This is a genomic window from Phaeacidiphilus oryzae TH49 (assembly GCF_000744815.1).
Taxonomy (GTDB): domain Bacteria; phylum Actinomycetota; class Actinomycetes; order Streptomycetales; family Streptomycetaceae; genus Phaeacidiphilus; species Phaeacidiphilus oryzae.
The window spans coordinates 2,066,442-2,091,847 of sequence record NZ_JQMQ01000005.1 but is presented as its reverse complement, the minus strand read 5'-3'; the positions used below and the strand labels follow the sequence as shown (position 1 = coordinate 2,091,847).

Below are 25,406 nucleotides of genomic sequence, written 5' to 3'. Positions count from 1 at the left end.
CGCCGAGCCGGGGCGTTGAGCCCGGAGGAGCAAGCACCATGGCCGAGGCCCGCCCCCGTACCGGTCCGCGGGTGCCGCCGCAGCGAGCGGCGGCGCCCCCGGCCGAGGGGCGGGCCGAGTACCGCATCGACGACCTGGCCCGGGAGGCCGGCACCACCGCCCGCAACGTCCGGGCCTACCAGGACCGCGGCCTGCTGCCCCGGCCCGACCGGCGCGGCCGGGCCAACGTCTACGGCCCCGCCCATCTGGAGCGCCTCCGGCTGATCTCGCAGCTCCTGGACCGCGGCCACACCCTGGCCGGCATCAAGGAGCTGATCGACGCCTGGGAGAACGGCACCGGCCTCGGCGGGGTACTCGGCCTGGCCGCCGAGGTCGCCGGGCCGTGGAGCGACGAGAGCGCCGCGGAGCTGTCCCGGGCCGAACTCACCGCCGCCTTCGGCCACCGCGACGACGAGGCGGTGGAGAAGGCGGTACGCCTGGGCGTCCTCGAACCGGTCGGCGAGGACCGCTACCGGGTGCCGAGCCCCGCGCTGATCCGCCTGGCGGCCGAACTCCACGCGGACGGCGCCCCGTTGGGCGCGATCATCGACCAGCTGGTGACCCTCCGCGCCGACCTCGACGGCATCGCCCAGTCCATGGTCCGCTTCAGCGCCACCCACCTCTTCGCCGGCTACGCCGGCCACCCCCTCTCGGACCACGAGGCCGCCGAGATCCTCTCCTCCGTCCGCCGTCTGCGGCCGCTGGCCCAGCAGGCGATGGAGGCCGAACTGGCCCGCGCGCTGCGGGCGCAGGCCCTCCACCTCCTCAACGCGGCCCTCGCCAACGAGCCCTGACGCGCGCGCGACGAACGGAGCACCTGAAGGGCGAGTCCGCCCCGCGGGTTCGCCCGGCTTCGCTCACGGCTTCGTCGAGACGTAGTACCGGCGCGCCCCCGCGGCCAGCACCAGCGGATCGGTATAGATCGCGGTACGTAGATCCACCAGCTGGGCCGGGTGCACCACCTTCCCGATCGCGTCGCGCGAGGCGATCACCGCCCCCGTGAACCGCTCCACCAGCCCCGAGGCCACATCCGCCCGGGTCACCAGGACATTCGCCACCGCCGCCGTGGCCACCGGTCGCGCCCCCGCGGTCCCCGCGTAGATCCCCGCCGGAATCGTCGAGGACCGGTACGGACTCCCCGTCCCCGCAAGCCGGTTCAGCCCCGCCACCAGCCCGCCCAGCGGCACCAGCCGCACCTCCGCCCGCCGCGCCAGCGCCGTCACCGCCCCGGTGGGCAGCCCCCCGGACCAGAAGAACGCGTCCAGCCGCCCGTCCACCAGCGCCGTCGGCGCGTCGTGGATCCCGATCGGCACCGCCGTCAGGTCCCGCCCCGGGACCAGCCCCGCCTCCCGCAGCACCCGCCCGGCGATCAGCGCGACCCCGGACCCGGCCTGCCCCACCCCCACCTGCCGCCCGCGGAGGTCGGCCGCGCTCCGCACCGGCGAGCCGGCGGGCACCACCAGCTGCACGTAGTCGTCGTAGAGCCGCGCGATCCCGCGCAGCCGCCCGGCCGCCTCCGGGTCGGACGCCTGGAACTGGGCCACCGCGTCCACCGTGGCGATCGCGAAGTCGTCCCGCCCGTCGGACACCCGCCGCAGGTTCTCCAGGGACCCGGCCGTCGGGTCGAGCCGCACCCGCACCCCCGGTATCGAGTGCTCCACCCACGGTCTGAGCATCCGCCCGTACTCGTCGTAGACCCCGTCCGCGGTGCCGGTGGCCAGGCCGACCACGCCCCTCGGGTAGGCCACCCCCGACGGCTCGGACGCCCACCAGCCGAACAGCCCCGCGGCCAGCACCACCAGCACCGCGCCGATCCGCGCCCAGCGCGACCGCGCCAGCCGCCGGAACCCGCCTCGCCGCCCGGGTCTTCGCCCAGGTCCCGCCCCCAGCCCCATGCCCCGGGATCCTGCCGGGACCCGGCCGTCCGCGCAACGCGTACCCTGGTGCGTTGAGATGAGCGCGCGAACATACAAGGTGGTCACCTACGGCTGCCAGATGAATGTCCATGACTCCGAGCGGCTGTCCGGTCTGCTGGACGACGCCGGCTACGCCCGCGCCCCCGAGGGCGACGAGGCGGACGTCGTCGTCTTCAACACCTGTGCCGTACGCGAGAACGCCGACAACCGCCTGTACGGCAACCTGGGCCGGCTGGCCCCGGTGAAGGCCAGGCGGGACGGGATGCAGATCGCGGTGGGCGGCTGCCTGGCCCAGAAGGACCGGGACACCATCGTCCGCAAGGCCCCCTGGGTCGACGTGGTCTTCGGCACCCACAACATCGGCAGCCTCCCCGCGCTCCTGGAACGCTCGCGGGTCGAGCGGGAGGCCCAGGTCGAGATCCTCGACTCGCTGGAGACCTTCCCGTCCACCCTCCCCACCCGCCGCGAGTCCGCCTACGCGGCCTGGGTCGCCATCTCCGTCGGCTGCAACAACACCTGCACCTTCTGCATCGTCCCGGCGCTGCGCGGCAAGGAGAAGGACCGCCGTCCCGGCGACATCCTCGCCGAGGTGGAGGCGCTGGTCGCGGAGGGCGTCACCGAGGTGACCCTGCTCGGCCAGAACGTCAACGCCTACGGCTCCGACATCGGCGACCGCGAGGCCTTCTCCAAGCTGCTGCGCGCCTGCGGCGGCGTCGAGGGCCTGGAGCGGGTCCGCTTCACCTCGCCGCACCCCCGCGACTTCACCGACGACGTCATCGCCGCGATGGCCGAGACGCCGAACGTGATGCACCAGCTGCACATGCCGCTGCAGTCCGGCTCGGACTCCGTGCTGCGCGCGATGCGCCGCTCCTACCGCCAGGAGCGCTACCTCTCCATCATCGAGAAGGTCCGCGCCGCCATGCCGGACGCCGCCATCTCCACCGACATCATCGTCGGCTTCCCCGGCGAGACCGACGAGGACTTCGAGCAGACCCTCCACGTGGTCCGCGAGGCGCGCTTCGCCCAGGCGTTCACCTTCCAGTACTCCAAGCGGCCCGGCACGCCGGCCGCCGAGATGCCGGACCAGGTCCCGAAGGCCGTCGTCCAGGAGCGCTACGACCGGCTGATCGCCCTCCAGGAGGAGATCTCCTGGGCGGAGAACAGGAAGCAGGTCGGCCGCACCCTAGAGGTCCTGGTCGCCGAGGGGGAGGGCCGCAAGGACGACCGCACCGACCGGCTGTCCGGCCGGGCGCCGGACAACCGCCTGGTGCACTTCAAGCGCCCGGCGGGGGAGGCCCCCCGCCCCGGCGACATGGTCACCGTCGAGGTCACCTACGCCGCCCCGCACCACCTGCTGGCCGAGGGCGAGCCGCTCGCCCTGCGCCGGACCCGGGCCGGCGACGCCTGGGAGAAGCGGAACGCGCCGGCGGCCCCCGCCGCCAAGGGCGTCATGCTCGGCCTTCCCACCGTCGGCGCCCCGGCGCCGGCCGCGGCCGAGGCACCTGGCTGCGGCTGCGACTGAGTGAGAGCCCGCGGGTAACCTGACTGCCCATGGCCCTGAAGATCGCGACCGTTCCCGCCGCCCCCCTGCTCGTTCCGGAGGTCGCGGCGGGGGCCGCGCCGGAGCTCGCGGAGCTCCGCGAAGCCGCCCGGGAGGCCGTCCGCGCGCTGCGCGAGGGCTCCCCGGAGGCGCTCGTGGTGGTGGGGGCCGCCGCCGACCGTTCCGCACGCGGGGTCTTCCCGCCCGGATCCCCGGGCTCCTTCCGCCCCTTCGGGGTGGACCGCGGCGTCCGGCTGGGCGGCGCGGAGACCCCGCCGGACGCCCGGGTGCTGCCGCGCTCGCTCGCCGTCGGGGCCTGGCTGGTGGCCGACGCGGGCTGGGCGGAGGCCCCCGCCGTCGGCCTCGCGGTCGGCCCCTCCGCCTCACCCGAGCGCTGCCTGCAGGCCGGGCGCGAGCTGGTGGAGGACGTCTACGCCGGTCAGGACCTCGCCGTCCTGGTGCTCGCCGACGGCAGCGCCTGCCGGACCCTCAAGGCCCCCGGCTACCTGGACCCCCGCGCGGAGGGCTACGACGCCGCCCTGGCCGCCGCACTCGCCGCCGCCGACGCGGACGCCCTCGCCGCCCTCGACCCCGGACTCTCGGCGGAGCTCCAGGCGGAGGGCCGGGCCCCGTGGCAGGTCGCCGCGGGCGCGGCCCAGGCGCATGCGAAGGCGGCCGGGGCGCAGGACGCGCTCACCGGCCGCCTGCTCCGCGAGGAGGCGCCGTACGGGGTGGGCTACTTCGTCTCGCTCTGGTCCTGACCCGGCCCGGTCGGCGGGACCGGCGGGGTGGGCGGCTGAGACGGCCCCGGGCCGCCGCCGCCTGAGGCGCCCGCCTGCGGTGCCCCAGCGGGCGGCGGCGAGTCGCTCCCCTGGGACTGGGCGAAGTCGCTGAGCGCGGACTTCGCCTTGTCCCGGCCGGCGCCGATCTGGTCGGAGTACTTGCCCTTGGTGGCCTTGTCGGCGGTCTCGCCGACCTTGTCCATCGCGGAGCCGATCTGCTCGCTGTGCCGGTCGGCGAAGGTGCCGGCCTTCTCCTTGGCCCTGCTCGCGGTCTCCCCGACCTTCTCCTTCGCCGCCTCGATCTGGTCGCTGTGCTTGTCGGCGAATTCGTCCGCCTTCTTCTTGGCCTGGTGGAAAGCGTCCTTCAGCTGGTCCGAGAGTCCCATCGGGCACGACTCCTCGATCTCGACGACCTCGTTGAAAGGGGTGAATCGCAGAAATCGAGCGAAACACCGCATAGCACACGAGAGCCTACCCAGCGTGCGCCCGCTTCTCACGGCGAGCGCGCCGCCCACCGAGCCTTTGGGAGACTGGAGGACGTGAACACCCCCACCCGATCCCCCCGTGTCGTCGCCGTGGTCGGCGCCACCGCCGCCGGCAAGTCGGACCTCGCCGTGGCCCTCGCCCGCAAGCTCGGCGGCGAGGTCGTCAACGCCGACTCGATGCAGCTCTACCGGGGAATGGACATCGGCACCGCCAAGCTCACCGAGGCCGAGCGCCAAGGGGTGCCGCACCACCTGCTGGACGTCTGGGATGTCACCGTCACGGCCAGCGTCGCGGAGTACCAGCGGCTGGCCCGCGCGGTGCTGGACGACCTGCTGGCGCGCGGGCGCACGCCGATCCTGGTGGGCGGCTCCGGCCTGTACATCCGGGGCGCCGTGGACGATCTGGAGTTCCCCGGCACCGACCCGGCCGTACGGGCCCGGCTGGAGGCCGAGCTCGCCGAGCAGGGCTCCGGCGCGCTCCACGCACGGTTGGCCGCGGCCGACCCGGCGGCCGCCGAGGCCATCCTGCCCAGCAACGGCCGGCGGATCGTCCGCGCCCTGGAGGTGGTGGAGATCACCGGCCGCCCGTTCACCGCCAACCTCCCCGGCCACCGCTCGGTCTACGACGCGGTGCAGATCGGCGTCCGGGTGCCGCGCCCGGAGCTGGACGAGCGGATCGCCCTGCGGGTGGACCGGATGTGGCGGGACGGCCTGGTGGACGAGGTGCGCGCGCTGGAGGCGGAGGGGCTGCGGGAGGGCCGCACGGCCTCCCGGGCGCTCGGCTACCAGCAGGTGCTGGCGCAGCTCTCGGGGGAGTGCGCGGAGGAGGAGGCGCGCGAGGAGACCGTCCGCGCCACCCGCCGCTTCGCCCGGCGGCAGGAGTCCTGGTTCCGCCGCGACCCGCGGGTGCACTGGCTGGACAGCAGGGGCCCGGAGTTGGTCGACGAGGCGCTGGACATCCTTGCCGCGAACGGTAGTTGAGGCTCCGGTCGGGGGCCGCCGCGGCTCGGCGGAGGCCCTCGCCGTTCCTTCACCGATCCTTCATCCGGCGTTCGCCGGGCGCCTTTCGGGCGCCTTTCGGGCTGCGTCCGGGCGGCCTCCGGACGGCCGCTGATCGACTGCGAGTGCATCGGCAAAAGCACCTGCAGGTGCAGAGGGACCGAGCGATTACGGCCTGATCACGTCATGGCCACGGATCACCGGCAGGCCCCCCGCCGTGCCGGGTGGCCGCCCTTGCCCGTGTCATCATCGAGCACATCGGAAAGCCGGTGCCGAACGTCCCCGGTGTTGAGACCCCAGGGAGGCCGCGTGTCGATGGATACCGGCCCCGGGCTCCACCGGATCGGCCGCTCCGGGGAGGGCGAGATGCCCGATGAGCCCGAGGTCAGCCGGGAGCCCGCCGATCACGATCGTGAGCTTGGGAGCGGTCTTGAGCGGTCGAACGGCCGCGCCGGAGTCCGGCGCCCGGCCGAACCGGCCCCCGGCCTGGACGACCTCGACCGGGGCATCGACGGCGAGGGCGAGCCGGCGGAGCCGGAGCGCCCCTTCCGGGAGCGCGAGCTCCGCCCGCCCGGCCGGCTCCGGCTCTGGCAGACCCTGCCGATCGGCGCCCTGGCCATCCTGGGCGCCCTGATGTTCGCCTTTCCGCTGGCCTTCGAGAGCTCAGGCGGCGGGGTGGTGGTCGGGATGCTCGGACTGCTCCTCTTCGCCGCCGCCTGCGGCTGGGGCGCGGCCGCCGCCTACCGGGCCGGCTTCGCGCTGCCCGGACTGCCCCGGGTGGGCTCCGGCGCCCGGCCGGGCTGGAGGGCCCTGCTCGGCTACACCTGCGTCGGCGTCGTGGTGCTGGCCCTCGCCGTCTGGCGGGTCGCCCGGCTGCGCGGCTGACCGCTTCGCGGTCGGCGGGCCGCAGCCCGTACCATCGCGGGTGTGAGCGATCAGGCGACCACCACCACTACCACCGGCATCGGCACCGGTACCGGCGCGGCCGGCCGGCGGACGCCCGGGATCCCGTTCCTCAAGGGGCACGGCACGGAGAACGACTTCGTGATCATCCCCGACCCGGACGGGGCCCTGGAGCTGGACGCCGCCCTGGTGGCCCGGATCTGCGACCGGCGCGCCGGGATCGGCGCGGACGGCGTGCTCCGCGTGGTGCGCTCCGCCGCCCACCCCGAGGCGGCCGAACTGGCCGACTCCGCCGAGTGGTTCATGGACTACCGCAACTCCGACGGCTCGATCGCCGAGATGTGCGGCAACGGCGTCCGGGTCTTCGCCCGCTACCTGGTCGACGCCGGCCTCGCCGGCTCCGGCGACCTGGCCGTCGCCACCCGCGCCGGGCTGCGCCGGCTGCACATCGCCAAGGACGCCCCGGACGGCACCCCCGGCGAGGTCACCGTCGACATGGGGAAGCCCGCCTTCCCGCAGCCGCAGGAGGGCGTCCTGGCCACCCCGCGCGGCGGCGCCGAGCCGGTGGCCTGGCCCGCCGTCAACGTCAACATGGGCAATCCGCACGCCGTGGTCTTCGTCCAGGACCTCGCCGAGGCCGGCCACCTGTACGAGGCTCCGGAGGTCACTCCGGCCGGTGCCTACCCGGAGGGCGTCAACGTCGAGTTCGTGGCCGATCTGGGCCCGCGGGCGGTCGCCATGCGGGTGCACGAGCGCGGCTCCGGCGAGACCCGCTCCTGCGGCACCGGCGCCTGCGCCGTGATGGTCGCCGCCGCCCGCCGGGACGGCCGGGACCCGCTGGTCACGGGGGAGCGGGTGACCTACACCGTGGACCTCCCCGGCGGCCGCCTGGTGATCTCCCAACTCCCGGACGGCACGGTCGAGATGACCGGCCCGGCGGTGATCGTCGGCGAGGGTGTGCTGTACCCGGGGCAGCTGCTCGGCCGCTGAACGGGCCCGCTGGGCCGCCCCCGGGGCCGGAACGGTCGATCGACGGTCAACCTTTCATCGTTTCCGTTCCTTCCGTGATCCAAATCCCCCATTCGGGTTGTCCTCGCTACGCTGGGCGGGTACTCACGCACGCTCCGTGGTGAGGTCGGTTATGCAGGGGAGCGCCGTCGCCGTACAGCCGGAGGTGCGCATGACCAGCGAAGCCGGTGCAGTACCCGGAGTGCCCGTGCCGGGGCCGGGGGCGCCCGGAGCCCCCGGGGCCCCTGGGGTGCCCGCGGCCCCCGCCCAGCGCGGGCGGGGCGCGCGCCGCGGGTTCGCGGCGCTGCTGTCCACCGCGCGTCCGGAACTCCCGGACGCCATGGAACCGGTGGTCCGCGCCCACCGGGCCCGGCACCCGCGGATGGGCCGCCCCGAACTCGCCCTGCTGGCCCGGGCGTACCAGGTGGCCGAGGCCTCGCACCGGGGCCAGAAGCGGAAGAGCGGCGAGCCGTACATCACCCATCCGCTCGCGGTCACGATGATCCTCGCCCAACTCGGCGCCGAGACCACCACCCTGGTCGCCGCCCTCCTCCACGACACCGTGGAGGACACGGACATGACGCTGCGTCAGGTCGAGGAGGAGTTCGGCCCCGAGGTGGCCTACCTGGTCGACGGGGTGACCAAGCTGGACAAGGTCGACTTCGGCGCGGCGGCCGAGGCCGAGACCTTCCGCAAGATGCTCGTCGCCACCGGCAACGACGTCCGGGTGATGGTGATCAAGCTCGCCGACCGGCTGCACAACATGCGCACCCTGAAGCACATGAAGCCGGCCAGCCAGGTGCGGATCGCCAAGGTCACCCGGGACGTGCTCATCCCGCTCGCCGAGCGGCTCGGCATCCAGGTGGTCAAGACCGAGCTGGAGGACCTGGTCTTCTCCGTCCTCCATCCCCAGGAGCACGCCGCCACCCGCGCGCTGATCGCCGAGCACGAGGCGGCGGTGCTCGGCGAGGACGCCCCGCTGCGGCGGTTCGCGGCCAGACTCCGCCGCCAGCTGCGCGAGGCCGGGGTACGCGGGGAGGTCGGCGTCCGGCCGCGGCACTGCGTCTCGGTGCACCGCACCAGACTCGCCCGCGGCGCCGACGCGCCACCGGGGCCGCCGGCCCCGGGAGACCTGGCGCGGGTGCTGGTGGTGGTCGAGGAGCCGGCCGACTGCTACGCCGTGCTCGGCGAGCTCCACACCTGCTGGACGCCGCTGCCGGGGGAGTTCAAGGACTTCGTCGCCGCGCCCAAGTTCAACCTCTACCAGTCGCTGCACACCGCCGTGCTGATGGCGGAGGGCGGGGGAGCGGCCGAGGTGCTGGTCCGCACCGAACGGATGCACCAGGTGGCCGAGTTCGGGGTGGTCGCGCTGGGCGGGGTGCCGGCCAGCGCCGAGCCGGCGGAGCCAGAGGAGGGCGCCGACCCGGCCCGCCCCGGCTGGCTGGAGCGGCTGCTGGACTGGCAGCGGGTCACCCCCGATCCGGACACCTTCTGGTCCAGGCTCACCGCGGACCTCTCCGACGACCACGAGCTGACCGTGGTCACCGAGGACGGGCGGACCCTCCAGCTCCCGGCCGGCGCCGACTGCGTGGACGCGGCGTACGCGCTGGGCGAGGCGATCGGCCACCGCTGCGTCGGGGCCCGGGTCAACGGCCGGCTGGTCGCCCTCTCCACCCAGCTGTCCGACGGCGACGTGTTCGACGTCCTGACCGAGCCGCCGGACTCCGAGCCGAGCGGCCCGTCCCCGCTCTGGCTGGGCCACGCCAGAACCCCCCAGGCCAGGATCGCCATCGAACGCTGGCTCACCACCCACCCGTGCGGGCCCGCCCCGTCGGCTTCGGCGTCGGCGCCGCCTCCGGCTCCGGCTCCGGCTTCTGCGGGGTCCGGCGCGGGGTCCGACGACGGCGACGCCGAGGCCGTCGCTGAAGACGGCGCCGACGCCGACACCGACGCAGGTGGGGAGACAGACGCCGAGTCCACCTCCCCGGTCGCGCTCGACGGGCTCGGGATCACCGTCGCCGGCAGACCCGGCGCGCTGCCCCGCCTGGCCCGCTGCTGCACGCCGGTGCCGCCGGACCCGCTGGTCGGCTTCGCCATCCGCGGCGGCGCGATCGCCGTCCACCGGGCGGACTGCCCGACCGCCGCGGGAATGGTCGGCAAGGGCCGGACGCCACTGGAGGCCGGCTGGACGACGGCGGCCGGCCCCGCCGAGCCGGCCAGGCCGTACCGGGCCACCGTCCAGGTCGAGGCGCTCGGCCGGCCCCGCCTCCTCGCCGAGCTCACCGCGGCCATCTCGGCCGCCGGGGTGGACATCACCGCCGCCATGGTCCAGCCGCCGCGCGAACTGCGGGTCCGGCACACCTACACCGTCGTCCTCCCGGACGCCGAGGCGCTGCCGCCGCTGATGCGGGCCATGCTCCGGGTGCCCGGGGTGTACGACGTCTACCGGGCCAACCGGGAGACCGCCGGGGACACCGGAAACGCCGAAAACCCTGATGACCCGGAGAATGCCGCCGTGGGACCATTGTGGGGAATCCGCGGCATGGCCGCGGCGTTGTTTGTAGCGGACGACGCGGGGGAAACCTCCCGCGATCCGTCCGAACCCGGACCCCCGTCGAACTAAGGATGCTATGACGACTTCCACGCGATCCACGTCCGATGACCGTGAGAACCGCCGCCGCCCGGCGGACCTTCGGGCGGAAGCCCTGATGGATGAGGACCTCGCGGGAGTCGACGAGGCTCCGCGGGGTTCCGCCGACGGCGTGTACGGCGGCGGCTACGACGGCGACCAGTTCGACCGCACCGACCGCGCCGCGCTCCGCCGCGTCGCGGGCCTCTCCACCGAGCTCGAGGACGTCACCGAGGTCGAGTACCGCCAGCTGCGCCTGGAGCGCGTGGTGCTGGTCGGCGTCTGGACCGAGGGGACGGCCGAGGATGCGGAGAACTCCCTCGCCGAGCTGGCCGCGCTGGCCGAGACGGCCGGTTCGGTCGTCCTGGACGGGGTGATCCAGCGCCGCGACCGGCCCGACCCGGCGACCTACATCGGCTCCGGCAAGGCCGAGGAGCTGCGCGAGGTCGTCCTCTCCACCGGCGCCGACACGGTGGTCTGCGACGGCGAGCTGACGCCCGCCCAGCTGATCCACCTGGAGGACGTCGTCAAGGTGAAGGTCGTCGACCGGACGGCGCTGATCCTGGACATCTTCGCCCAGCACGCCAAGTCCCGTGAGGGCAAGGCGCAGGTCTCCCTCGCGCAGATGCAGTACATGCTGCCCCGGCTGCGCGGCTGGGGTCAGTCGCTCTCCCGGCAGATGGGTGGCGGTGGCTCCGGTTCCTCCGGCGGCGGGATGGCGACCCGCGGTCCCGGTGAGACCAAGATCGAGACCGACCGGCGCCGCATCCGCGAGAAGATGGCGAAGCTCCGCCGCGAGATCGCCGCGATGAAGACCGGCCGCGACACCAAGCGGCAGGAGCGGCGGCGGAACGCGATCCCGTCGGTGGCCATCGCCGGCTACACCAACGCGGGCAAGTCCTCGCTGCTCAACCGGCTCACCGGGGCCGGGGTGCTGGTGGAGAACGCGCTGTTCGCCACCCTGGACCCGACGATCCGCCGGGCCACCACGCCGGGCGGCCGGGTGTACACCCTGGCCGACACCGTCGGCTTCGTCCGGCACCTGCCGCACCACCTGGTGGAGGCCTTCCGCTCCACGATGGAGGAGGTCGCCGATGCGGACCTGGTGCTCCACGTGGTGGACGGCGCTCACCCGGACCCGGAGGCGCAGCTGGCCGCGGTGCGCGAGGTGTTCGCCGAGGTCGGCGCCGGTGAGGTGCCGGAGATCGTGGTGATCAACAAGGCCGACGCGGCCGACCCGCTGGTGATCCAGCGGCTGCTGCGCCGGGAGCCGCACGCGGTCGCCGTCTCGGCGCGCACCGGTGCGGGCCTCGACGAGCTGCTGAAGCTGCTCGAGGACGAGATCCCGCGGCCGGACATCGAGGTGGAGGCGCTGGTGCCGTACACCAGGGGCGACCTGGTCTCCCGGGCGCACGCCCAGGGCGAGGTCCTCGGCGAGGACCACCGCGCGGAGGGCACCCTGCTTCGCGCCCGCGTCCGCGAGGAGCTCGCCGCCGAGCTGGCCCGCTACGCGGTGACCCCGGCGTAACCCGCAGCCCCGCAGCCCTGCGGGCCGCGCCCCGGCCGTTTACGGCGCGGCGCCGCAGCCGGCGACGGACAACGGATTGCAACCCGTCCTCCGCCGCCGGCTGCGGCGCCGTTTGCGTTGGGCGCGCAGTTCCTCGCGCCCCCTTTTTTCGCCCTTCGGGCTCGTCGGCCGGGCCGGGGTTGCAACCTGTCGTCTGTCGCCGGCTGCGGCGTCGTTTGCGTGGGCCGCGCAGTTCCTCGCGCCCCTTAGTCGCCCTTCGGGCTCGTCGGCCGGGCCGGGGTTGCAACCTGTCGTCCATCGCCGGCTGCGGCGCCGTTTGCGCGGGCCGCGCAGTTCCTCGCGCCCCCTATTCGCCCTTCGGGCTCATCGGCCCGGCCGGGGGGGTGCAGCTCCTCCTCCGTCGCCGGCTGCGGCGCCGTTTGCGTTGGGCGCGCGGTTCCTCGCGGCCCTTTTTCGCCCTTCGGGCTCACTCGGCTTCGGGGGCTTTTACTCCTCTCCAGGGCGTTCTGTCTTGGGAATGGGGTCAAGTTCGGCCTTGCGCGCGCTAGTTGCCCGGAATTCGTGATCGGCGTCGGCATACCTCGTTGAACTGTCCAGGGCCCACCCGCAGCGCACACCTTCACCCGTGCGGGTGGCCCGCGCCCCAGCAGTTTGCTCGAAAGGCCATCGGGAAGGTAAGCCTTACCTCACTGAGAGTACCCAGGAGGTATCCGCCTGTGACCATCGCGTCCATCCTGAGTCGCCAGGCCGCCCGCGAATCCGCGGCCAGGACCTACGCCCGCACCCTGCCGATCGTCCCGGTCCGCGCCCGCGGGATGACCGTGGAGGGCGCCGACGGCAGGCGCTACCTCGACTGCCTCTCCGGCGCCGGGACCCTCGCCCTCGGCCACAACCACCCGGCCGTCGTCGAGGTGATCCGCCGCGTACTGGACTCGGAGGCGCCGCTGCACGTGCTGGACCTGGCCACCCCGGTGAAGGACGAGTTCACCAGCGAGCTCTTCGCCTCCCTCCCGCCCGCCTTCGCCGACCGCGACCTCCGGGTCCAGTTCTGCGGCCCGGCCGGCACCGACGCCGTCGAGGCCGCGATCAAACTCGCCCGCACCGCCACCGGCAGGCACCGGCTGCTCGCCTTCACCGGCGCGTACCACGGCATGACCGAGGGGGCCCTGGCCGTCAGCGGCGACGTCGAGCGGCGCGGCACCGACGCGGTGACCCGGCTGCCGTATCCGTACCCGTACCGCTGCCCGCTCGGCCTGGGCGAGCCCGAGGGCGCGCGGGTCGGCGCGCGCTGGACGGAGTCGCTGCTGGACGACCCGCGCGGCGGTACCGGCATCCCCGCCGCGATGCTGGTCGAGCCGGTGCAGGGGGAGGGCGGGGTGATCCCGGCCCCGGACTCCTGGCTGCGCGAGATGCGGAGGATCACCGAGGAGCGCGGCATCCCGCTGATCGTGGACGAGGTGCAGACCGGCGTCGGGCGTACCGGCCGGATGTGGGCGGTCGAGCACAGCGGCGTGGTGCCGGACGCCATGGTCGTCTCCAAGGCGGTCGGCGGCAGCCTGCCGCTGGCCGCCGTGGTCTACCGGAGCGATTTGGACCTCTGGCAGCCCGGCGCCCATGCCGGAACGTTCCGCGGGAACCAGCTGGCGATGGCCGCCGGCGCGGCGACCCTGCGGTTCGTCCGCGAGCAGCGGCTGGACGAGCGGGCCGCCGACCTCGGCGGCCGGATGCTGGAGCGGCTGCGCGAGTTGACGCGGCGTCACCGCTGCGTGGGCGAGGCGCGCGGGCGGGGCCTGATGCTGGGCCTTGAGCTGGTGCGGCCGGACGCCGATCCGGACGGGCTGGGAGCCCGGCCGCCCGCGCCGGAGCTGGCCCGGGCGGTGCAGCGGGAGGCGCTGCGCCGCGGGCTGATCGTCGAGACCGGCGGCAGGGACGGCTGCGTGGTCCGCCTCCTTCCACCGCTCACCATGAGCGAGGAGCAGGCGGAGGCGGTGCTGGAACGACTCGACGACGCGCTGACCGCGGCCGCCGCAGGGCCGCCGATCCCCGCGCCGCTGGGCGCCGGCGCCGTGAGCACCGACTGGGCGGGGGCCGGACGATGACCACCGACGTGTCGCCCTCCCAGCCGCTGCCGCTGCCGTCGACCTCGGCCTCGACCTCGGCCTCGTCGGAGATGTCGCTGCCGCCCCTGCCGCCGCTCCACCCCCTGCCGCCCCTCGCCGCGGCGCCCGCGCGGCCGAGGACGCCCGCCGCGCCCGCGCCGCGGGACCCCGCCGCGCGGCCGATGGCCGTCGGGACGCCCTGGGGCGCAACGGACGGCCCGGTCTCCGTCGCCGGCGGTCCGCTGCCGGAGAGCGTGCGGTCGGCCGAAGTCCCCGGCCCGTCCGGACCCGCCCAGGAGGCGGTCGGCACCCCGGTCGTCTGCGCCGGGGCACCCCGTGGGGCCCGGCGGAGGCCGGCGGCGCTGCCGGGCCCGTGGGCCAGACCGGCCAGACCAGCCACGCCGGCCACGCCGGACTCGGCGGCTCCTCCCTCCCCGCGCTGGTCCAGGAGGCGCTGGCGGGCCTGGCCGAGGGCCGCGCGGACCGGCAGGGCCCCGTACCCGCCGGAGGGCCGGAGGGCGTCGCGCGCGCCCTCGCGCCGCTCCTCGCGCCCGGCGCGCTGCTGCCGGAACGCCCCGACCCGGGCGCCCTCCGCACCCTCACCCGTGCGCTGGCGGCCACCGCCGCCGACCCCGCCCATCCCGCCTGCTCGGCCCATCTCCACTGCCCGCCGCTGGACGTCGCGGTCGCCGCCGAGCTGGCCGCGAGCGCCCTCAACCAGTCGCTGGACTCCTGGGACCAGGCCCCCGGCGGCACCGAGCTGGAGCCCGCCGTGCTGCGCGAGCTGTCCCGGCTGGTCGGCTTCGCCGACCCGGAGGGCGCCGGCGGGGTGTTCACCACCGGCGGCACCGAGTCCAACCTGATGGGCCTGCTCCTCGCCCGGGACGCGGTGCTCACCGAGCGGTACCGGGTGCGGCGCGGGGAGGGCATCCCGGCAGCCGCCGCCGGGCGGCTGCTGGTGTTCTGCTCCGCCGCCGCGCACTTCTCCTTCGCCCGTGCCGCGGCCCAACTCGGCCTCGGCAGCCGGGCGGTGCGGGCGGTGCCGACGGACGCGGCGGACCGGATGATCCCGGCCGAGCTGGAGCGCGCCCTCACCGAGGCGGAGGCCGAGGGCGACGTACCGATCTGCGTGGCCGCCACCGCGGGCACCACCGACCTCGGGGCGGTGGACCCGCTGCCGAGGATCGCCGAGGTGGCCCGGGCGCACCGGGTCCGGCTGCATGTGGACGCCGCGTACGGCGGCGGCGCCCTCTTCTCCCGCCGGCTGTCCCCGCTGCTGAACGGTCTGGAGCGGGCCGACACCGTCGCGCTCGACCTCCACAAGCTCGGCTGGCAGCCGGTGGCCGCCGGGGTCTTCCTGGCCCGCATGGCCGCGACGCTGGCGCCGCTGGAGCAGCGGGCCGCGTATCTGAACCCGGCGGACGACGAGGAGGCCGGGTACACCTCGCTGCTCGGCCGCTCGCTGCGCACCACCCGGCGGCCGGACGTCTTCAAACTCGCCGTCACCCTGCGGTCGCTGGGCCGGGCCGGGCTCGGCGCGATGGTCGACCGCTGCCACGCCCTGGCCTGCCACGCGGCCCGGCGGATCGCCGCCGAGCCGCGTCTCGAACTGACCGCGGCGCCGGTGCTGAGCACGGTCGTCTTCCGCTATCTGCCGAGCGGTGCGGACGGCCGGGAGTACCGCACCCCGGCGACCCCGCCGAGCGCCGCCGAGGCCGAGGCCCAGGCCCGGCTGACGGACCGGGTCAACGCCGAACTGCGGCGGCGGCTGCTCGCCGGCGGGCGGGCCGTGGTCGGCAGGACCGAGCGCGGCAGCGGCCCCGGCGCGGTGCGGCTCAAGCTCACCCTGCTCAACCCGTCGACCACGGAGGACGAACTGGACGCGCTGATCGGCCTGGTGGTCCGGGCGGGTGAGACCGCCGAGCACGCGCAGGCGGACGCCCAGGAGAGCGAGATCACGAGCAGCGGCACCGGTACGAGCGCCCGCACGACTGCCGGTACGAGCGCCGGCACCACCGCCGGCACGAGCAAGGGAGCCCTTCGGTGAACGTCCCGCACCAGCCGATCGACCCGGACGGCGACCCGGACGCGGACCTCCTGCTGCACCCCGATCCGGCGGTCGCGGCGGACGCCGCCGGGACCGAGCACCTCCTGCGCTGCTGGGTCCGGGAGGCCTCGGTGCCGCAGCCGCGCGGCGGGCAGCCGCTGGTGGTGGAGCTCGGCGGCGGGCTGCGGCTCTCCGCGCCGGTCCGCTACTGGTCGGCCTGCGGCTGGCACCGGTTCGGCGCCGCGGAGCTGGCCACGGCCGACGGCGCCACCCGGCGCCCGGCCGACGCGGTGACCGTCGCCGCGCTGCTGGCCCGCACGGCGGGGGCGGCTCCGCAGCCGCCGGGCGCGGCCGGCGGCCCCGGCCCCGGGGGCGAGGTCGCCGAGCTCACCGGCCGGGTCGCGGACTCGGTCCGCCGGGCCGCCCGGCATCTCGCGGAGCGCAGGGCCCGGCCGGAACCGCCGCCGGGCACGAGCGCCTTCCTCGACTCCGAGCAGGCGCTGCTCCTCGGCCATCCGCTGCACCCCACCCCCAAGTCGCGGGAGGGCCTCGGCGAGGCGGAGGCGGCCGCGTACTCGCCGGAGCTGCGGGGCAGCTTCCGACCGCACTGGTTCTCGGTGGACCGCTCCGTGGTCGCCTCCGACTCGGCGCTGCCGCAGGCCGCAGACGAGCTGCTGGCCGGGGTGTACGGCGACCGGCCGCCCGAGGACGGGCGCGCGCTGCTGCCGGTGCATCCGTGGCAGGCCCGCGAGGTGTTGCTCCGCCCGGCCGTCCGCGACCTGCTGGACCGCGGTGTGGTGCGCGATCTCGGCCCGGGCGGGGGCGCCCCCTGGTTCCCCACCTCGTCGCTGCGGACCGTCCACCGGCCCGGCGACCCGTTCATGCTGAAGCTCTCGCTGGGGCTGCGGATCACCAACTCCCGCCGGGAGAACCTCCGCAAGGAGCTGGAGCGCGGGGTCGAGATCAGCCGGCTGCTCGACTCCGGCCTCGGCGCGGAGTGGCGGGCCTCCGAGGCCTGCGCGGGTGCCGACTTCACCGTCGTCCGTGACCCCGCCTGGCTGGCGGTGGACGTGCCCGGGGTGCAGGGGCTGGACGTGGTGCTGCGGGACAACGCCTTCGGCCCCCACGAACGGGCGTACTGCCTGGCCGGGTTGGTCGCCGAGACCCCGTACTGGGGCGTGGACGGCAGGCCCGCGCGCTCCCGGCTGGCGGCCCTGCTGCAGGGGCTGGCGCGGCGGCACGGGCGGGCCCAGCGGACCGTCGCGGTCGAGTGGTTCGCCCGCTACCTGGAGCGCCTGGTGCTGCCCATCCTCTGGCTGGACGGGTACGCGGGCATCGCCCTGGAGGCCCACCAGCAGAACACCCTGGTGCTGCTGGACGCGGACGGCTGGCCCGCCGGCGGCCGGTACCGGGACAACCAGGGGTACTACTACCGCGCCTCGCGGGCGGCGGAGCTGGACGCCCGGCTGCCCGGGATCGGGCGGCGCAGCGAGACCTTCGTCGAGGACCCGGTGGTGGACGAGCGCTTCGCCTACTACCTGGGCGCCAACCACATCCTCGGCCTGATCGGCGCGTTCGGGGCGCAGCGGCTGGCCGACGAGCAGGTGCTCCTCGCGGTGCTGCGGCAGTTCCTGTCCGGCGCGGCGGTGCGCAGCCGCTCAGGGCTGCCGCAGCGGCTGCTGGAGGCGCCGACCCTGCGCTGCAAGGCCAATCTGCTGACCCGGCTGCGCGGCCTGGACGAGCTGGTCGGCCCGGTCGAGACCCAGTCCGTCTACGTCACCGTGCCGAACCCGGTCGCCGCGGCCGGCCGATCGCCCGCGCCGGGCCACCCCGCGAACGCCACCGCCGGAGTCCGCCGATGACCCCGCCCCAGCCTCCGCCCCACCCCGGGCCCCGGGCAGCAGACCCTCACCAGCCGCCACCCGCAGACGGCCCCGCCCCACGGAACACGGGCATGCCCGTCGCCGGGGGTGGGGCGGCGGCGGAGACGGCGCCCGGGGAGGTGGACGGGGGCCCCGGGAGTCGGCGATTGCCCGGGCAGGCGCGGGGTGGGCAGCGGCCCGTGCCGGCCTCCTCGCAGCCGGTGGATCTGCTGGACGGCGTCGCCCGGTGGGGTGCGGCCGGCACCCCGCGCGGCGAGTTCCGGCTGCAGCCGGTGCGGCTCGAACGGGATCTGGAGCTGATCGCCGGATGGATGAACGATCCGGTGGTCTCCGCGTTCTGGGAGCTCTCCGGGCCCGCGTACCTCACCGAGCAGCACATCGCCTCCCAGCTCACCTGCGACGGCCGCAGCGTGCCCTGCCTGGGACTGCTGAACGGCGCCCCGATGAGCTACTGGGAGGTCTACCGCGCCGATCTCGACCCGATCGCCAGGCACTATCCGTCCCGTCCGCACGACACCGGGATCCACCTGCTGATCGGTCCGCCCGAGTACCGCGGCCGCGGCCTCGGCGGAACCCTGATCCGGGCCGTCGCCGAGCTGATCCTCCGTCAGCGTCCGCGCGCCCAGCGGGTGGTGGCCGAGCCCGACGTCCGCAATCTGCCCTCGGTCCAGGCCTTCGCCCGGGCGGGCTTCCGCCGGGCGGCCGTGCTTGACCTCCCGGAGAAGCGTGCCGCGCTGATGCTCCGGGCCCGCTGACCGGGCGCGCGCCCCCGTCCGCTGCTGTTCCCTCCCCCTCCCGTCCGTCCGCCACTCCATCCGCACCTCCGTCCGCACCTCCGTGAGGAACCACTCCATGTCCCAGCCGGTGTCGCAGCCCGACTCGCAGCCGATCTCCCCGCCCCGGGCGGCCGCCGAGGAGCCCTACGACCTGCTCGGCATCGGGATCGGCCCGTTCAACCTCTCGCTGGCCGCGCTGGCCGACGGCGAGCGCTCGCTGCGCACCCTCTTCGTCGAGCGGAAGCCCGAGTTCCGCTGGCACCCGGGGCTGCTGGTGGACGGCGCCAGGATGCAGGTCCCCTTCCTGGCCGACCTGGTCTCGCTGGTCGACCCGACCAGCCCGTGGTCCTTCCTCGCCTACCTCCGGGCGCACGACCGGTTGTTCCCGTTCTACTTCGCCGAGCGCTTCCATCTCTCCCGGCGGGAGTACGACCACTACTGCCGCTGGGTCGCCGAGCGGCTGCCGCACTGCCGCTTCGGCACCTGCGTGGCCGCCGCCCGCTGGGAGCGCGCCGAGGACGGCGAGGACCTCTTCGCCGTGGACCTCCGCACCGCCCCGGCCGAGGGCGGCGGGGCCCTGCCGAGGACGACCACGGTCCGGGCCCGCAACCTGGTGCTCGGCGTCGGCACCGAGCCGGTCCTGCCGGAGGCCTTCGCCGCCCTGGACGGCCACCCCCGGGTCTGGCACGCCGGCGAGTACCGGCACCGCAGGGCCGCGCTGGCGGACGCCCGGGACGTCACCGTGGTCGGCTCCGGGCAGTCCGGCGCCGAGGTCTTCCTCGACCTCCTCCGGGAGCGCGAGCGGGCCGCCGAGTCGGGGCTGCCGGCCGGCGGCCGCACCGTGCGCTGGCTGACCCGCTCCGCCGCGATCGCGCCGATGGAGTACTCCAAGCTCGGCCTGGAGCACTTCACCCCCGACTACACCCGCTACTTCCACGCCCTCCCGGCCGCCGTCAGGGACGAGCTGATCGCCCGCCAGGGCCAGCTCTACAAGGCGGCCAGCGCCGACACCCTGGCCGAGATCCACGACCTCCTCTACGAGCGCTCGGTCGGCGGCGGTCCGCACACCACCGAGGACGTGGTGATCTCGCCCGGCACGGCGGTGCTCCGGGCCCGCTCGGCGCCGTACGGCGGCCCCCTCGAACTCCGCTGCCGGCACCGGGAGTCCGAGGGCGACTACACCCTGCGGACCGACGCGGTGATCCTGGCCACCGGCTACGCGGCCCGCCGCCCCGCCCTGCTGGACCCCCTCGCCGACCTGATCGACTGGGACGACCAGGGGCGCTACCAGGTCGACCTGGACCACCGGGTGGCGCTGCGCCCGGACATCGGCGGCGGCCTGTACGTCCAGAACGCGGAGCTCCACACCCACGGCGTGGGCACTCCGGACCTGGGGCTCGGCGCCCACCGGGCGGCCGTGATCCTCAACTCCGTGGCCGGGCGCACCGTCCATCGTCTGCCGGCGCGCACCGCTTTCACCACCTTCGGCCCCGCAGCGGCCGCCCCCGACGGTTCCGCCCCCTCGCCCGACCGGTGCCAGGGAAAGCCCGACGCAGAGGAGCCCACCCGTGCCGCAGCCCGTTGAGCGCTCCGCCGAGCTGTGCCGCCCGGCGGGGCTGGACGCCCAGGCGTGGCGACGCGCCTCCCGCCGCCTCCTGGAGAAGGCCATCGCCGAGTTCTGCTACGAGGAGATCCTGACCCCCGAGCCGACCGGGCCCACCCCGGCCGCCGCCCGATCCCCGGAAGCCTCGGCGGCCCCTTCGGAGGGTCGGGAAGCCCCTTCGGAAGGCCGGGAAGGCCCGGAAGCCCGGGAAGCCCCGGACGCCGGGTACCGGATCGGCCCCTACGAGTTCCGCGCCCGTCGCGGGGCGTACCGCGGCTGGCGGATCGTCCCCGGCTCGGTCCGCCGGGACGGCGAACCGGCCACCGACCCGCTGGCGCTCCTCCTCGACCTGCGCGACGAGCTCGGCGTGGCCGGCGACACCGCCGGCCACCTGGTCCGCGAGCTCACCGCGACCCTCCTCGCCGACGTCTCGCTGGACCTCCGCTGCCCGAGCGCCAAGGAGCTCGCCGACCTCGACTACGCCGAACTCGAAGGACACCAGACCGGCCATCCCTGGCTGGTCGCCAACAAGGGCCGGGTCGGCTTCTCCGCGACGGACGCGGAGCGCTGGGCGCCGGAGGCCCGGCGCCCCGCCGTGCTGCCGTGGATCGCCGTCCACCGCTCCCTCGCCGACTACCGCGGCGTCCCCGGCCTCCCGGCCGAGCGGCTCTACGCCGAGGAGCTGGGGGAGGAGGCCGCCGCCCGCTTCCGCGCCGCCATCACGGGCCGCGGCCGGGACCCGGAGGAGTACCTGCTGCTCCCGGTGCACCCCTGGCAGTGGGACGAGACCATCGTGCCGTTCTTCGCGCCGCACCTCGCCGACGACACGATCATCCCGCTCGGCCCGGACGGCGAGACCAGGCTGCCGCAGCAGTCCGTCCGCACCTTCCTCAACCTCGGCCGGCCGGCGGGGCGCACCGTCAAGCTCCCGCTCTCCGTGCTCAACACCATGGTCTGGCGGGGCCTGCCCACCGAGCGCACCCGCTCGGCGCCGGCGGTCACCGCCTGGGTGCAGGGGCTGCGGGCCGCCGACCCCTATCTGCGCGACGAATGCCGGGTCGCGCTGCTCGGCGAGACCGCCTCGGTCACCGTCCGCCATCCGCTGCTGGAGTCGATCCCGGGGGTGCCGTACCAGTACCGGGAGCTGCTCGGCGCGATCTGGCGGGAGCCCCTCGCGGACCATCTGGAACCGGGGGAGCGGGCCCGCACGCTGGCCGCGCTGCTGCAGACCGACCGGACCGGCCGGGCGCTGACGGCGGAGCTGGTGGCCCGCTCCGGGGCCGGCGCCCGCGCCTGGACGCGCGCCCTCTTCGGCGCGCTGCTGCCGCCCCTGCTGCACTTCCTCTACCGCTACGGGACGGTGTTCTCCCCGCACGGCGAGAACGCCATCGTGGTCTTCGACGAACGGGACCTTCCGGTGCGGCTCGCGGTCAAGGACTTCGTCGACGACGTCAACGTCAGCGCGGTGCCGCTGCCGGAGCTCGACGGGATGCCGGACGAGGTGGCCCGGGTCCTGCTGCGCGAGGAACCGGACTACCTCTGCCAGTTCATCCACTCCGGACTCCTGGTCGGGGTCTTCCGCTATCTGGCGCCGCTGATGGAGGACCAACTCGGCCTGCCCGAGGACGAGTTCTGGACCCTCCTGCGGGACACCGTGCTGGCGGAGCAGTCCCGCTTCCCGGAGCTCCGCTCCCGGCACCGCCTCTTCGACCTCCTCACCCCGCGGATCGACCGGCTCTGCCTCAACCGCAACCGCCTCCTGCTGGACGGCTACCGCGACCGCGCCACCCGCCCCCATGTGGCCGCCTACGGGACCGTCCCCAACCCTCTCGCCTCCCCCAAGGGGTGAGCGCCGGAGGGTGGGAACCGCCGGTCGGTGCCCGGCTGTCAGTGCCGCCCTCTAGGCTGGACCGGCCATGACGAACAAGCTCCCCCTGCCCGGTGAGGGCGAAGAAGACGCGCCGGGCGAGCCCGGCGGCGACCCCGCCGGCGATCCCGCCGCCGTTCCCGACCGCACCAGCGAGCTCCTCCACGCGGCGGTCGAGGCGGTCGGCGGCACCGAGCGCCCCGGCCAGGTGCGGATGGCCAAGGCCGTCGCCGACGCCGTCGAGTCGGGGGAGCACCTCCTGGTCGAGGCCGGCACCGGCACCGGAAAGTCCCTCGCCTACCTGGTGCCCGCCCTCGCCCACGGCGACCGGGTGGTGGTCGCCACCGCGACCCTGGCCCTGCAGCGCCAGCTGGTGGAGCGCGACCTCCCGCGGACGGTCGAGGCGGTGCGCCCCATCCTCCGCCGCAAGCCGCTGTACGCCATGCTGAAGGGCCGTTCCAACTATCTCTGTCTCCACCGCCTCCACGAGGGCGCGCCGGCCGACGACGGCGAGGGCCTCTTCGACCCGGCCGAGGCCCTGGGCGCGCAGGCCGGCCCCAGCAGCAAGCTGGGCAAGGACATCGTCCGGCTGCGCGACTGGGCCGACGAGACCGAGACCGGCGACCGGGACGACCTCTCGCCCGGCGTCTCCGACAAGGCCTGGTCCCAGTACTCGGTCAGCTCCCGGGAGTGCCTGGGCGCCACCCGCTGCCCGTACGGCCAGGACTGCTTCGCCGAGCAGGCCCGGGAGCGGGCCAAGCTGGCCGACGTGGTGGTGACCAACCACGCCCTCCTCGCCATCGACACCCTGGAGGGCGCCCCGGTCCTCCCCGAGCACGGCCTGCTGATCGTCGACGAGGCGCACGAGCTGGTCTCCCGGGTGACCGGGGTGGCCACCGCCGAGCTCAGCCCGACGACCCTGAACCGCGCCGTGCGGCGGGCCGCCAAGCTGGCCAACGAGAAGGCCGTGGACGCCCTCCAGGCGGCCGCGGAGAACTACCACGGCCTGATGGAGGTGGCCCAGCCCGGCCGCCTGGAGGAGCTGCCCGAGAACCTCGGCTACGCGGTCGCCGCGGTCCGGGACGCCTGCCGTGAGGTGATCGTCTCGCTGGGGGAGGTCAGGGACCGCAAGGTCGCCGACGAGGACGCGGTCCGCAAGCAGGCGCTGGCCTCGGTGGAGCACATCCACGAGACCGCGGAGCGGCTGATCGAGGGTTCGCCCTTCGACGTGGTCTGGGTCGAGCTCAACGACCGCCTCGGCGGGATGGGCGCGGCCTCGCTGCGGGTCGCCCCGCTCACCGTCTCCGGCCTGCTCCGGGAGAACCTCTACCAGGACCGCTCGGTGGTCCTCACCTCCGCGACCCTCAAGCTGGGCGGGGACTTCAACGGCCCGGCGCTCTCCGTCGGCCTCGGCCCGGACGGCCGGCTGCCGGACGAGCGGGGCCCGGCCGACGTCCCCGGCGCGTACGGGGGCCGGGGCGGGGGCCGCGGCCGCGCGCCCGGTACGGACGAGACCGGCGGCAGCAAGGACGATCTCGGGGAGGAGCTGCCGGTGGCCACGCCGCCCTGGCGCGGCATCGACGTCGGCTCCCCCTTCGAGTACCGGAAGCAGGGCATCCTCTATGTCGCCCGGCACCTCCCTCCGCCCGGCCGCGAGCCGGACCGGCCGGAGATGCTGGACGAGCTCTCCGACCTGATCCAGGCGGCCGGCGGCCGTACCCTCGGGCTGTTCTCCTCGATGCGCGGTGCGCGGGCCGCGGCGGAGAAGCTCAGGGAGCGGATCGACCACCCGATCCTCCTCCAGGGCGAGGAGACCCTGGGCGAGCTGATCCGGCGCTTCGCGGCGGACGCCGAGACCTGCCTGTTCGGCACCCTCTCGCTGTGGCAGGGGGTCGACGTCCCCGGCTCCGCCTGCCAGCTGGTGGTGATGGACAGGATCCCGTTCCCGCGGCCGGACGACCCGCTGATGAGCGCCCGGCAGCGGGCGGTCGAACAGCATGGCGGGAACGGCTTCATGGCCGTCGCCGCCACCCATGCCGCGCTGCTGATGGCCCAGGGCTCGGGCCGGCTGGTCCGCTCCTCGGAGGACCGCGGGGTCGTCGCGGTGCTGGACCCTCGGCTGGCCACGGCCCGCTACGGCGGCTTCTTCCGCTCCTCGATGCCGGACTTCTGGTACACCACCGACCGCAACCAGGTGCGGCGCTCGCTCGCGGCGATCAACGAGAACGCGCCGCCGGTACGCAAGCGCGACTAGCCCCGACGCGACGAAGCGGCCACTCAGGCACGCAGCCACGCAGGCGCGAGTGAGGGGCGCGGAATTCCCCGCGCCCCCTCACTCGTGCCTTCGACGGCGCGTTCAGACGCGCCTGAGCACCGCCACGACCTTGCCGAGGATGGTCGCGTTGTCGCCCGGGATCGGCTGGTACGCCGCGTTGTGCGGCATCAGCCAGATGTGGCCGTCCTCGCGCTTCAGCCGCTTCACCGTCGCCTCGCCGTCGATCATCGCCGCGACGATGTCGCCGTTCTCCGCGACCGGCTGGCGGCGGACGGTGACCCAGTCGCCGTCCATGATCGCGGCCTCGATCATCGAGTCACCGCTGACCTTCAGCGCGAACAGCTCGCCGTCGCCGACCAGCTGCCGGGGGAGCGGGAAGACGTCCTCGACCGACTGCTCGGCGAGGATCGGGCCGCCGGCCGCGATCCGGCCGACCAGCGGGACGTAGGAGGTGGACGGGCGGCTGGGCCGCTCTGCGGCCTCCGGGCGGGCGACCTCCACCCCGCGGACCTCGTAGGCGCGCGGCCGGTGGGGGTCGCGACGGAGGAATCCCTTGCGCTCCAGCGCCATCAGCTGATGCGCCACCGAAGAGGTGCTGGAAAGCCCGACCGCCTGGCCGATCTCCCGCATGGACGGCGGGTATCCGCGGCGCTGGACGGAATCCCGGATCACCTCGATGACCCGCCGCTGACGCTCCGTCAGGCCGGATTCGTCGGTGCGGATTCCGGGCGGCCGGCCGGGAAGCGAGCGAGCGGCCGGAGCAGGTGCGTCCTCTGCGGGGGAATGGTCCATGGGGGAATGCTCGACGGGCTGGTCGGGAACGAGACCGGAGGCCGCCGGAGGCGGTCCGTCCTGTGAGTTGTGATCCGTGTGGTCCATGGTCTTCTGGGATCGTTCCTGCACCGGGACGGTGCTGCTTTCTGTGGTGGTCACGGCGGGCCCTCTCGACGGAAGTTCTCCCCTTGTATGGGGCCAACGGCAACCCCGATCGAAAGGTTGCGCCAAACACACGTTCGAGTGAATTATT

General features: G+C 75.1%; 18 protein-coding genes. 15 read left to right on the top strand and 3 right to left on the bottom strand.

Going from position 1 to position 25,406, the window contains the following annotated elements:
• The first annotated feature begins 38 nt into the window (after positions 1-38).
• Positions 39-833 (top strand): MerR family transcriptional regulator, encoded by a 795-nt coding sequence (locus tag BS73_RS13390; protein ID WP_051939895.1) that lies wholly within the window; start codon positions 39-41, stop codon positions 831-833.
• Positions 834-896: 63 nt separating this feature from the next.
• Here the strand turns inward: BS73_RS13390 and BS73_RS13385 are convergent, their stop codons facing one another.
• On the bottom strand, positions 897-1,934 hold the full coding sequence (locus tag BS73_RS13385; RefSeq protein WP_084704029.1) for a TAXI family TRAP transporter solute-binding subunit: 1,038 nt from the start codon (positions 1,932-1,934) through the stop codon (positions 897-899).
• 58 nt (positions 1,935-1,992) lie between these two features.
• On the opposite strand from BS73_RS13385, the gene miaB reads away from it, so the two are divergent.
• Together miaB and BS73_RS13375 are read left to right on the top strand one after the other, a co-directional pair.
• Positions 1,993-3,477: a tRNA (N6-isopentenyl adenosine(37)-C2)-methylthiotransferase MiaB gene (gene miaB / locus BS73_RS13380; protein WP_037572098.1), complete on the top strand. Its 1,485-nt coding sequence runs from the start codon at positions 1,993-1,995 to the stop codon at positions 3,475-3,477.
• A 29-nt stretch (positions 3,478-3,506) separates the two neighbouring features.
• Entirely contained in the window at positions 3,507-4,256 is a 750-nt protein-coding gene (locus BS73_RS13375; RefSeq protein WP_037572087.1) for a class III extradiol ring-cleavage dioxygenase family protein, read from the top strand.
• Here the strand turns inward: BS73_RS13375 and BS73_RS34645 are convergent.
• Positions 4,232-4,663: an antitoxin gene (locus BS73_RS34645; RefSeq protein ID WP_051939894.1), complete on the bottom strand. Its 432-nt coding sequence runs from the start codon at positions 4,661-4,663 to the stop codon at positions 4,232-4,234. The two genes, BS73_RS13375 and BS73_RS34645, sit on opposite strands and share 25 nt — an antisense overlap.
• A gap of 153 nt (positions 4,664-4,816) precedes the next feature.
• Here BS73_RS34645 and miaA point away from each other — a divergent pair, with 153 nt between their 5' ends.
• The 12 genes from miaA (at position 4,817) to BS73_RS13310 (ending at position 24,358) form a co-directional block, all read left to right on the top strand.
• Entirely contained in the window at positions 4,817-5,743 is a 927-nt protein-coding gene (gene miaA / locus BS73_RS13365) for a tRNA (adenosine(37)-N6)-dimethylallyltransferase MiaA (protein WP_037572084.1), read from the top strand.
• Positions 5,744-6,076: 333 nt separating this feature from the next.
• Positions 6,077-6,646 (top strand): hypothetical protein, encoded by a 570-nt coding sequence (locus BS73_RS13360; protein ID WP_407675140.1) that lies wholly within the window; start codon positions 6,077-6,079, stop codon positions 6,644-6,646.
• A gap of 78 nt (positions 6,647-6,724) precedes the next feature.
• Positions 6,725-7,654: a diaminopimelate epimerase gene (dapF, locus tag BS73_RS13355; RefSeq protein WP_051941417.1), complete on the top strand. Its 930-nt coding sequence runs from the start codon at positions 6,725-6,727 to the stop codon at positions 7,652-7,654.
• A 190-nt stretch (positions 7,655-7,844) separates the two neighbouring features.
• A complete protein-coding gene (locus BS73_RS13350; RefSeq protein WP_084704027.1) occupies positions 7,845-10,295 on the top strand; it encodes a RelA/SpoT family protein in 2,451 nt (816 codons plus the stop codon).
• Positions 10,296-10,302: 7 nt separating this feature from the next.
• The gene (gene hflX, locus BS73_RS13345) at positions 10,303-11,829 is read left to right on the top strand and encodes a GTPase HflX (protein ID WP_037572083.1); all 1,527 of its coding nucleotides are present in this window, start codon (positions 10,303-10,305) and stop codon (positions 11,827-11,829) included.
• 716 nt (positions 11,830-12,545) lie between these two features.
• Positions 12,546-13,928 carry a diaminobutyrate--2-oxoglutarate transaminase family protein gene (locus BS73_RS13340; protein ID WP_235215401.1) on the top strand — a complete coding sequence of 461 codons (1,383 nt, stop codon included), beginning with the start codon at positions 12,546-12,548 and terminating at the stop codon, positions 13,926-13,928.
• 373 nt (positions 13,929-14,301) lie between these two features.
• Entirely contained in the window at positions 14,302-15,975 is a 1,674-nt protein-coding gene (locus BS73_RS13335) for a pyridoxal phosphate-dependent decarboxylase family protein (protein ID WP_063836981.1), read from the top strand.
• Positions 15,972-17,837 (top strand): IucA/IucC family protein, encoded by a 1,866-nt coding sequence (locus BS73_RS13330; protein ID WP_051939893.1) that lies wholly within the window; start codon positions 15,972-15,974, stop codon positions 17,835-17,837. Before BS73_RS13335 ends, BS73_RS13330 begins: the two co-directional genes overlap by 4 nt.
• Positions 17,834-18,613 carry a GNAT family N-acetyltransferase gene (locus BS73_RS13325; protein WP_084704025.1) on the top strand — a complete coding sequence of 260 codons (780 nt, stop codon included), beginning with the start codon at positions 17,834-17,836 and terminating at the stop codon, positions 18,611-18,613. The genes BS73_RS13330 and BS73_RS13325 overlap by 4 nt, the downstream gene beginning before the upstream one ends.
• A gap of 97 nt (positions 18,614-18,710) precedes the next feature.
• A complete protein-coding gene (locus BS73_RS13320; protein WP_063836979.1) occupies positions 18,711-20,219 on the top strand; it encodes a lysine N(6)-hydroxylase/L-ornithine N(5)-oxygenase family protein in 1,509 nt (502 codons plus the stop codon).
• The gene (locus BS73_RS13315) at positions 20,203-22,086 is read left to right on the top strand and encodes an IucA/IucC family protein (protein WP_037572080.1); all 1,884 of its coding nucleotides are present in this window, start codon (positions 20,203-20,205) and stop codon (positions 22,084-22,086) included. Before BS73_RS13320 ends, BS73_RS13315 begins: the two co-directional genes overlap by 17 nt.
• A gap of 67 nt (positions 22,087-22,153) precedes the next feature.
• Positions 22,154-24,358 carry an ATP-dependent DNA helicase gene (locus tag BS73_RS13310; RefSeq protein ID WP_037572077.1) on the top strand — a complete coding sequence of 735 codons (2,205 nt, stop codon included), beginning with the start codon at positions 22,154-22,156 and terminating at the stop codon, positions 24,356-24,358.
• 102 nt (positions 24,359-24,460) lie between these two features.
• Here the strand turns inward: BS73_RS13310 and lexA are convergent, their stop codons facing one another.
• Positions 24,461-25,258 carry a transcriptional repressor LexA gene (lexA, locus tag BS73_RS13305; RefSeq protein WP_051939891.1) on the bottom strand — a complete coding sequence of 266 codons (798 nt, stop codon included), beginning with the start codon at positions 25,256-25,258 and terminating at the stop codon, positions 24,461-24,463.
• Positions 25,259-25,406: the final 148 nt, after the last annotated feature.